The 9,020-nt window shown below is 58.0% G+C and carries 8 protein-coding genes; 1 reads left to right on the top strand and 7 read right to left on the bottom strand.

Annotated elements, in window-relative coordinates; translation table 11 throughout:
* Positions 1 to 81: 81 nt before the first annotated feature.
* The 7 genes from Q8P46_15855 to Q8P46_15885 all read right to left on the bottom strand — a co-directional run bounded on the left by Q8P46_15855 (position 82) and on the right by Q8P46_15885 (position 7,436).
* The gene (locus Q8P46_15855) at positions 82 to 420 is read right to left on the bottom strand and encodes a hypothetical protein (GenBank protein ID MDP2621621.1); all 339 of its coding nucleotides are present in this window, start codon (positions 418 to 420) and stop codon (positions 82 to 84) included.
* Between the two features lie 437 nt (positions 421 to 857).
* A complete protein-coding gene (locus Q8P46_15860) occupies positions 858 to 1,709 on the bottom strand; it encodes a pentapeptide repeat-containing protein (protein MDP2621622.1) in 852 nt (283 codons plus the stop codon).
* A 72-nt stretch (positions 1,710 to 1,781) separates the two neighbouring features.
* The gene (locus Q8P46_15865) at positions 1,782 to 2,327 is read right to left on the bottom strand and encodes a hypothetical protein (protein MDP2621623.1); all 546 of its coding nucleotides are present in this window, start codon (positions 2,325 to 2,327) and stop codon (positions 1,782 to 1,784) included.
* Positions 2,328 to 2,468: 141 nt separating this feature from the next.
* A complete protein-coding gene (locus Q8P46_15870; protein MDP2621624.1) occupies positions 2,469 to 3,272 on the bottom strand; it encodes an FRG domain-containing protein in 804 nt (267 codons plus the stop codon).
* A gap of 8 nt (positions 3,273 to 3,280) precedes the next feature.
* Positions 3,281 to 4,240: a transposase gene (locus Q8P46_15875; protein ID MDP2621625.1), complete on the bottom strand. Its 960-nt coding sequence runs from the start codon at positions 4,238 to 4,240 to the stop codon at positions 3,281 to 3,283.
* A gap of 262 nt (positions 4,241 to 4,502) precedes the next feature.
* Positions 4,503 to 6,734, bottom strand: coding sequence for a hypothetical protein (locus tag Q8P46_15880; GenBank protein ID MDP2621626.1), 2,232 nt, complete (start codon positions 6,732 to 6,734; stop codon positions 4,503 to 4,505).
* A 201-nt stretch (positions 6,735 to 6,935) separates the two neighbouring features.
* Positions 6,936 to 7,436, bottom strand: coding sequence for a hypothetical protein (locus Q8P46_15885; GenBank protein ID MDP2621627.1), 501 nt, complete (start codon positions 7,434 to 7,436; stop codon positions 6,936 to 6,938).
* A 1,357-nt stretch (positions 7,437 to 8,793) separates the two neighbouring features.
* Here Q8P46_15885 and Q8P46_15890 point away from each other — a divergent pair.
* A partial coding sequence (locus tag Q8P46_15890; protein ID MDP2621628.1) for a hypothetical protein occupies positions 8,794 to 9,020 on the top strand: 227 nt, incomplete at its 3' end.

Here is a 9,020-nt window from a genome sequence, read left to right on the forward strand (position 1 = left end):
CGCTACAAATCACCCACAGAAGCCCTTCTGCACTCCCGTTTGGACCCATCAACAGCGTAAGAGTTGCGTTCCCATCAGCGTCTACACGTGCGCATAGAGATAGGTGTCCCACTCTACATGCAGGCCCACATAGCGCTTAGCGACTTCACGCCGATGCAATGGAGGTGCTGCGGCCATCGCGGCGCGTATTTCCGCGAAGGTGACGGACGAAATCCGTTCAATGGGTGCTTCCGCGACGTCCGTCGAAGAACGCTGACGCTGAAACGCCTCATCCTGAACGAACTGGATTTGAATTACCGGCTCGGATTTCCTCTTGACTAGCAGCCAACGAGCGAACGCAATGAAACCCCCGATTATCGCTACACCCACGCCAGAGAAAACCCACGCGCGATTGTCGATGATCCAGTCTACGATTCCCATTGGACCTCCATTCGTGGGGCCTAACGTATAGCGTTTTATCCCCAAAGCGTGGGAGCAATCAAGTTCGGGAAAGATCCCGGCAGGAGCGACGGGAGAGATAAAACGTGTTGGACTAAACCGCGGAGCAGCGCGTCTGTTGCGGCTATGCAGATTGTAAAGTGGCGCAGCGGCGCGGAGTGTGGCGCTTTGTTAGCGATAGATCGAGAAGTGGGAGAAGGTTGAGATAGACGCCGACAGATTTTCTGTGATTGCAAAAAAACCTTCTGCCGCGCGTTGCCACGGCTGGTCAAACGATAAACTGCCCCAGCAAACTCCAAACGAAGAGGTCGCGGCATGGAGGGCTTGTATCGAGCTATTTGTCGTATTACACGACCTGACCACGAACCTTGACCCCTTCAAAAGTCGTCTCAATCCTTATTGGTTAGCTGCCTCGCGTCTCACGAAAGGATCTTCTTTCTCGTCTCTTCTGCGTTCGTGATGACTTGAGGCAGAACGCCATCTTGGATCTCGCCAGCGTCTGTATATTCGAGTGGGGCATGGAGCCACCAGTACTTTCGGACCAAGTCAGCGAACATTGCATACGGCGCATGCCCCCGGCCGATGAGCGTGACCACCGGTACTTGAACGTCGGGCACGATCGTCAGAAGCTCGTGAGGAATACAGGACGGATCCGTCAGATCGGCCACGACGAAACGAGAGAGGCGGGCGAGAGTAGCTACCGTCTCGGTCAGGTCAAGGCTCTCAGGACCCTGAAAGTCAAACAGAACCGGAACATAGCCTCTCTTCCGCAGTTCGTGCTTTAGCAAGTCGAGAACGGCCTTTCGGCCTGGTGTGAACCGACCAAGGATGAGCACAACCTTCGACGTGATCGTATCGATCACCCGTCGTAGATTGCGGTTATTGATGAGGAGGTAGATGAACTGCGCCACCTCCAAGTCATCCACTGTCACGACCTCGGCACCACGCGGCGTGATGAGCAGATCCGCCTGCACTGAACCAGCAAGACTCACATCCCACACGGACGCGCCCCAGACCTTCGCACCCGTGAGATCTGCGTTGTCCAGCCGAGTCCTGACCAAGCGAGCCTGTCGCAGATTCGCCCCGATAAGCCGGGCATGGCTCAGATCGGCTTCGAACAGCCCGACCCCACGGAAGTCGATCCCGCTCAGGTCGCGTCCGGAGAGATCAACGTGTGTGAGATCTGGTTGCAGGCGCGGATTTGCCTTTCTCCAAGCGTTCCACTGATCGACGCCTTCTTGCACCTTAGCGATATGCGAGGGGTCTCCCATAGTTTCCTCTGGCGGCCGGCTGAGCGGTCGGCGCAGCCGCTCCAGTCGGTGGTTAGGTTGCGATGCGTTGTATCAAACCGTCCATGCGTGCCCGCACGCCTCGCACTTGAGATCAACGTACGTTGTGGTGCTGACCGCGGGGACCTCGTACTCAGTCTCCGAATATCCCCTCTCTTCACCCTCAGAGCTATAGTGCACAGTTCGACGCGTCTCCGTCATCGTTGTGTCGTATGAATGAGACCGAGAGCCAACCGTGCTGATCGCTTTGCTCGAGCACTTCGGGCAGTAGGTTAGGGGATTACCAGGAATGCGAATCCCAATCTGTTTGAACAACCAACGAAACCACTCGTCGGGACCATGATCGATTGCCCACGCGAACCACCGGCCCTGAACCGCAGCTGCGAGGCCAATTGTCAACGCCGGCGGGACCAGGAACAGGATTTCGCTCCCGGTTGCGAGCGATACCGCGACACCCAGGCCCATTCCGGTGAAAATGCCTACGACCACAGGAAGGGCCCACCAAAGCCAGTACGTGGCAACGGTGAGTACGAAGCCAGCTGCGACTACGGCTGCAGCTATGAGGATGCCGACTATGATTTTGGCATCGAGATCGCTCATGTCTTCCATCGAGACGGTGTTGCAACCTAACGATTTGCTCTGCGGCGGGCCATCACGGTCAATCGATTCACCACTTTGCCTCCCGCCCCCGTCCGTAGCAGCCAAAGGTTGGACGGCATGCACGCTTGGCAAGCGCCTCGCTCAACGGCGCCACCTTGAAATATAGCGCGACGCCAGCCTGACGATGAAACCTTCGTCCGGAAAAAGCGAGGTCGCAGTGACCCCTGCAGACGGGTCCTCGTAAGCGTAGTCGTGACGCCGATAACACCACTTCTCGCACAGAAAATCGATCAGGTACCAGAAATAGATCTGGGCCAGTGGGTTGGGCTGGCCGTCGCTACGAATCTCGACAAACATGCCTTGTTGCCTGCGGATGCGAGTGACCGAGGGGACGGGAATAGCGCGAATAGTGAGCCGAGGCGCGCCAAGGCTGGGCAGCAGAGCCACGTCGACGTTCATCTTCTCGATCGTTCTCTGCTCGGGATTGAACCCGAGATATGGCAGCCGCCAACCTCGCACGATGTTGTACAACGTGATCTCCTGTCCTCCCGACGGAAGCGGCTTGTATCCCTGTATGTTAAAATGCACTTGCAGCGCGTCAAAGTTGAGCATGTAAAGAATTCCGACCGCGTTGGCGTCTGTCCGTGCCTTCTCGAAGGCCTGAAGCGTCGGGTGCCCGAAGAAGGCCGCGACCCTGGGGTCGAAACTGAAATCGAGAAACGGGCTCGGCGCGCCGAAGAGCCGCGCCGCCGCGCGGCTCTCTTCCGGGCCCAGACGCACCCCCGTCTGCAGGAACATCGCGACCTGCATGAGGCGCGCCCACCGCCGCTCGATGCCAAGGCGGCGCCGCATCACGGCGTAGTAATCCGGTTCGCGGATCCTGAACATCGTCGGCATGAGCCCGTGGACTTCGCGGCCTTCGCCTCGGAAAAGAAAAGGGGTCAAGTCCGCTCTTAGCTCTTTGTCAACGATTCCTCAATCTTCTGTACTCTTCGGGCGAACCGACGCTCTTTGGCCACTTTCGACTTCATCCTCAGATACGCCGAACTGACCGACGAGGTGTTCTTTAACCCTACCGCCTGCCCGATCTCTCCATGCTTGTGCCCGCCCAAATGCCGACTCAAATAGATCGCTACCAGCCGCGCTTCGTTCTGGCCCCCTCGCCGGCGCCGCTTGAGACCCTCTTCCGTCGTGCCGTACTCTCGAGCCGTGGCCTTGATGATCTCCTGGATCGCTACCCCAAAAACTTGCCGGGACTGGGGCTTGTCGTGCTCGATTCGGGCCCGCTCCCCTAGCTTTTCTCTGACCCGTTCAATAAATAGCTTGCTGCCTAATACCGCCTTTTGATACGGACCTTTGTAAAACTCTTCGATCTCTTCTTCGACCCCGCCGTGCATGAATCCGTGGTACTGCTTGAGGTCTTCAAATCGCGACAGGACCGATCGCGTGTTTAACCAGTGCGGGCATTGCTTCTTTTTTAGATATCCCCAGTGGCTGCTCCACCGATATCGGTCGATATCCGTGACGACTCCGGTGGCCAGGGGATTGTTATGAATGTAGCGGACCACAGTCAAAAAATACTCTTCGGCGTCGATCAGGATAGCTTTGTAGCGGCCGCGAAACAAGGGGCCGTCACGGTGATGGACTCGGTTAAACTTCTGCGTGTACAGACCGTCGAGATGGCGCATGGCCCGGGATAGACCGGCCTCGGGGGTGGACAGCAACAGATGGTAGTGGTTGTCGAGCAGGCAGTAGGCGTGGATCTCGATCTTCCACAGCCGGCTGAGGTCGCCGAGCAAGTCAAGAAAGCTCTGCCGGCCATCGTCCTCCAGGAAGATATTGCGGCGTGATAGGCCGCGGTTCATGACGTGGTAAAACGCCCCGGGGTATTCGATGCGCAGCTGTCGAGCCATGCCGATTGTCTATTTCATCTCAAACAATCTGTTAAGAGCTAAAAGCGGACTTGACCCCTTTTCGACCCCCGCAGCTGTCGAGCCATGCCGATTGTCTATTTCATCTCAAATAATCTGTCAAGAGCTAAAAGCGGACTTGACCCCTTTTCGACCCCTTGCGCGTGCCGGGGTCCGCTGCAGTGACGGGTTGGGCGAGTCAGGCGTCACGGATGCCATCCGGCAGTCCCGAAAAAGTAGAATGTCTCCTATTCTTCTCTTCATCTCAGTCGCCGCGTGGCATCCGATATGCGGGCCGTCCGCTACAATTGCTGAAGAACACCACTGACACTGCGGCCCACTCGTCACCATCGCGCACCTTCAGCGTCGCCTTGTGCTCGCCGTCGTAATCGGCGAGTAATGCCCATACCTCCGGCCCGGTGCCGACTGCTTCACCGTCGAGGTACCAGTGCATGTCCTCGGCGGACACGATGTTTCCGTCGCTTGTATTGGCAACGCCCCACAAGCGCACCGATTCATCGGTGCGGACGGTGGCATTAGCGACAGGCCACAGGATGGCTACGGTCGGCGGGCGATGCGGAATCTCGACGGCAATCGCATCCGATGTGGTGCTGTGAAAGCCGTCCGAGACGATAACCTGTATCAGTATGTGGCCGCTCGTCACTGCACGCGTCGATACGACAGCCTCATCGTCATCCAGATTGACTGCCAGCACCTGCCAACGCTTGCCCTCGTCATCTGACCAGCGCACGATGCGCTCGGTTGGATATGCGTCGGATGCCGACGTTTGCCAACGCACGTACAACTCGTCGTTGGCGACGACCGCCGACACATTCGAGATGGTGGGAGGCTGCGATGTCGTTTGGCGCACCCACAGTTCCTTGTCATTAGCTATGACGCGCAGCGTTGTCCCCTGGTCTGTGTCGGGGAGCAGCACCTGCACGAGTCCCGTCGGCGGCTCAACACCCGAGCTGCCGCCCCCACATCCGCATCCACATCCGCACGACGCCTGCGTGGCCATACGACGCAGCGGCGCGCGCTGAAGCACGTTGAGGTTCGCGTCGAGCAGTTCGACGAAGGTATCGGGAATCCGCTCCCCATTCGCCGTCGGGCCTGTCTCGAGCCGCATCACGCTACGAATCTCGATGTGGTCGGCATGGAGCATCCCTGTGACGACGATGAGCCGAACTGGATCAGGCTCGCGCACAAAATGCACCTGTCGCCCCACCCATGGTGGCGGTGGATCAGGACGATCAAAAATAGACGGGCCGTGATACTGCTCGTCAAGGTATGGCGGCAGCGTCTCGCGCCCGCCTGATACCCAGGTCGGATTGAGCCTCTGGTGATTGATCAATCGCCGCATGTGATACAGCGAAATCCACCGGGGGCCGCAATACGACATGAAGTCAAACGTGTTGCCGGGCGGATAAATCGTGCCGTTGGTGACGTCGCAGCCATACTCGCCGATTGAAGCGGTTCGGTTCACAGCACTATCGTATGGCTCGTAGGCGGGATAATTGGGGTCTCCCATATCGCCTGCGCCCAGTCCGCACGGCCCATGTGCAAAACCCAGCACATGACCCAACTCGTGCGCCATCGTCATGCCGTCGCCATTCGCGCCCGAGCCGACGCCAGCCCCGCCGCCACCACATCCTGCAGCACCACCGATCGGAATACCAATCGGAAACAACCCGTAGTAGAGTGAATCGCTCCGATTCCCATCAACGACACGCGCGATGCTCAACCAGAAGAGCAGGTTGTTCCAGCTCTGCGGACACTGGCCGTTCACAATGGCGCCGAGTAGCGGCTGACTCCACGTGAACGTGCCAGCGAGACTGATGTCCGGCGTCTGTGAGACCGGATACATACGGAGCGTCGTTGCCGCAGTAGCTTGAAAGTCGGCGAGCGTCGGCGCCGCTAAGTCCAACGGATTACCATTCGCATCCGGCCCGACGTATCGCACCGGAATGCCGCGAATTCTAAGCGTTTGTAGCAGTGACGCATCAACATCCACGATGTCGTCTGCGTTCTGGCTCGTCCCCGGCACATTCACCTGCACCTTCAGACGCAAGTGCCCGCGCATGGTGGCTGCGGGAATGATGAAGTTGAGCGAACTCGCCATCGTCCCACGCTCGGCAGCGTAGGCCGGTACCCGTTCCGCCGTGACGCTATTCGGCCCGACCTGGGTGAGCTTTCCAGCATCCACCCACACGCCGTAGCGTAGCCGCTGCACTATGACCGAACCAACGACGCCGGGCACCGCCGCCGGGAAGTTGCGAACGTACACACGCACCCGCGCCGCCTTGTTCGCCACCAGCCGAACCGAATTGTCCGGCCCGCGATCTGCGGGATCAGTAAGATGCTGGTCGGCACTACGATACTGAATTGCCTGCGTGACCTCGACGCCGTCGATGTGCAGCCCGGAGATGCGGATCTTGTCGCGAACGGCGTCGATAAGGACCTCACGAACGGCTGCCTGCAGAATACCGTTACTCATGTTTTTCTCCTTAGACCTTGAGGTTCATACCGTCTCTCTGCTGTGTAGACCATACTTCTTGTGATGCAACATTATGTTGCCTCCTTTCTGTCAGGCTTAATCCCAGCGATACCTGCCCAACGCTTGGCATCAGCGGGGCCGCGCCGAACACTCAAAGTAACCATGCGAAACTCGCTTCGCGGCCTCCGCTGGATGCCATTGTTAGGCGGCATCCCTCGTTACATCTCGGACAAAAGGAACCCAGGCCCAAGCATAGAGCATTGTCTTTGGAAGAAATGCGAAAAGAAAGAACCCGGCTATATCGAGCAGGCCACTGAAGCTGAGTGCAAGGTGAGGCACGCTATACTTCAGTTCTGGATTCTCCTTCTCCGCACGAACCGAGTCCCCAGATGCCGCTATGCTGGGAACCATAGCGGCATAGAAAGCCACTATCCAAACGAGCCAGCGAACAACGGGTTGGTGTGTCGTTACAAGCGTGGTATATGAAACGACAAAGGCTACCCACGCAAGGAAGACGTAGGTCTGTGCAAGAGTACAGGTCACAACAGGAAGTACCTTGCGAAATCCTGACACCTCCTTCGGGCGTCCCATAAACCCAATTATGGCTCCGACACCACCAGCTAGATTGGCAAGAAAGCTGATGATCCAATCGCCTAGCGTTCCTACAACCGCAAACAACACCACAACAAGAACCGTTTTCATTCTATCCTCTCGACACGCCGATTAATGAGCTGAAAGGTCTCGTGGCATGTCGCCTACGAACTGTAGAGGCCAGCGATGGCACCAACCACAGCCATGACAGGGCCGAGACCTGCCCGCTGCAGATTGAATTGTAAGCCGCCAAGATGAGCGCCGCTCAGTGCAAGTGCGACAAACGTGGCCGCAAAGAGAAGCCAAAGCGCGAATAGAACCGTAGCAGTCGCAACTTCATGCTTCGGCGCAACCCTTGCTCCTACGCAGATGAATGCGAGCGCACCTACAAGAGGCACTAGCATCCGCTCCGGCGTTTCGGGGTACGGCTCGACGACCCCTGATCCGGTTATGGTTTGGTATAGGACGAAGTGGAGTGGAACGGTCGACAGGACCGTGGCCAGCAATGCTACCGGCAGTACGGCCATCCATCGCATCCAGCCTGGCATGTCAGTGTCTCCTGGAAAGAGCCACGCAACGGCTTTGGGGTGACGGCACTTGCGAACGATGTAGCCGACCTCCACCCCGCACTCACGCTTCCGCAGCTCCGCCTGTACTCCTCGAACACCAGCCTCGCAACCGCATCTCGCGGGCTCGGCTCGACGCGGCGTGAGGCGATCCCCGGCAGCCGCGTCTGGTGCACAGCCTCACTTAGTTGACCCGCGGCGTGAAGCCGCGCCGACCTGTCGATGCGGCCCACGGCGGCCTGTATCTTAGGGGGCATGAACTCATCTTCGGAAGCTAATGTCGCCTCTGTGACCCACATTCCTCAGGCGATGTCTCCTAACGTCTGCGTTCAGCGGCGCGCGGCTTCATGCGCGTCCGCTGCGACGCATTGTTATGCGGCGATGTGGATACAGATCTATCGCACATTGGAGACCTGAACGAGAGATTCGTAGTGCGAGGAAAAGAGCTTTGCGCGATTTCGCGCCCACTCAATGATTCCATCCCAGGAGCGTATTTGAATGTACTCGTCCCGAAGAACCTGGGCGCGAAGACTGTTAAAGCTGTCGGTATAGTCCGCGCGACGTCCAATAATTACGTAGCCCGCGAAGCGCGACTGGATGTTGCGAAGCCCCAGACCGTTCCTGCTCCTCTCGTTCCGCGCATAGCTCAGGTTTTCACCAATCCACGCACGCCAATCGCGGACCTGTTGTAGGGCGTGCTCCAGCTTCGCTGACTTCCGACCAGACTTAGTGACAATTTTGATGCGAGGGGGCTCTAGCTCGACTCCGAACCACTCGTCGCCAGAGGAGGGTATGTCCAAGCAGAGAAAGTCCGGCTCGTATTGAGAGCCGAGACGCACCTTCGGAAAGACGTGATGACAATGCGAAAACTGCTGACTAAGGAGGTATGGATAGGCCTCTAGATGGGTTTGAAGTTTCCGTTCAGGCACTCCGGCGTCTACAAGTTTCTCAAGTTTATTCACGACCGTCGGAAACAGTCTGTGATCGAGCCTTACGGCGTGCTGTTCAATGAAGTCAGACATGCGGTGTGTGCCTCAGTTTGGATTTGTTCCGCTTTCAGGGCTGCTCCAAGCTTCCATGTGGGCTCGCCGCCTAACGGGGTTGCGGGTGAGCCGTGGCCCGCAGGGCC

The sequence above is a fragment of the Hyphomicrobiales bacterium genome (assembly GCA_030688605.1).
In the GTDB taxonomy this organism is placed as follows: domain Bacteria; phylum Pseudomonadota; class Alphaproteobacteria; order Rhizobiales; family NORP267; genus JAUYJB01.

What these genes read in the sequence shown, in the direction of transcription:
- Q8P46_15865 (MDP2621623.1), bottom strand. Translation starts at nt 2,327, where the DNA reads ATGAGCGATCTCGATGCCAAAATCATAGTCGGCATCCTCATAGCTGCA.
- Q8P46_15875 (MDP2621625.1), bottom strand. Translation starts at nt 4,240, where the DNA reads ATGGCTCGACAGCTGCGCATCGAATACCCCGGGGCGTTTTACCACGTC.
- Q8P46_15885 (MDP2621627.1), bottom strand. Translation starts at nt 7,436, where the DNA reads ATGAAAACGGTTCTTGTTGTGGTGTTGTTTGCGGTTGTAGGAACGCTA.
- Q8P46_15855 (MDP2621621.1), bottom strand. Translation starts at nt 420, where the DNA reads ATGGGAATCGTAGACTGGATCATCGACAATCGCGCGTGGGTTTTCTCT.
- Q8P46_15860 (MDP2621622.1), bottom strand. Translation starts at nt 1,709, where the DNA reads ATGGGAGACCCCTCGCATATCGCTAAGGTGCAAGAAGGCGTCGATCAG.
- Q8P46_15880 (MDP2621626.1), bottom strand. Translation starts at nt 6,734, where the DNA reads ATGAGTAACGGTATTCTGCAGGCAGCCGTTCGTGAGGTCCTTATCGAC.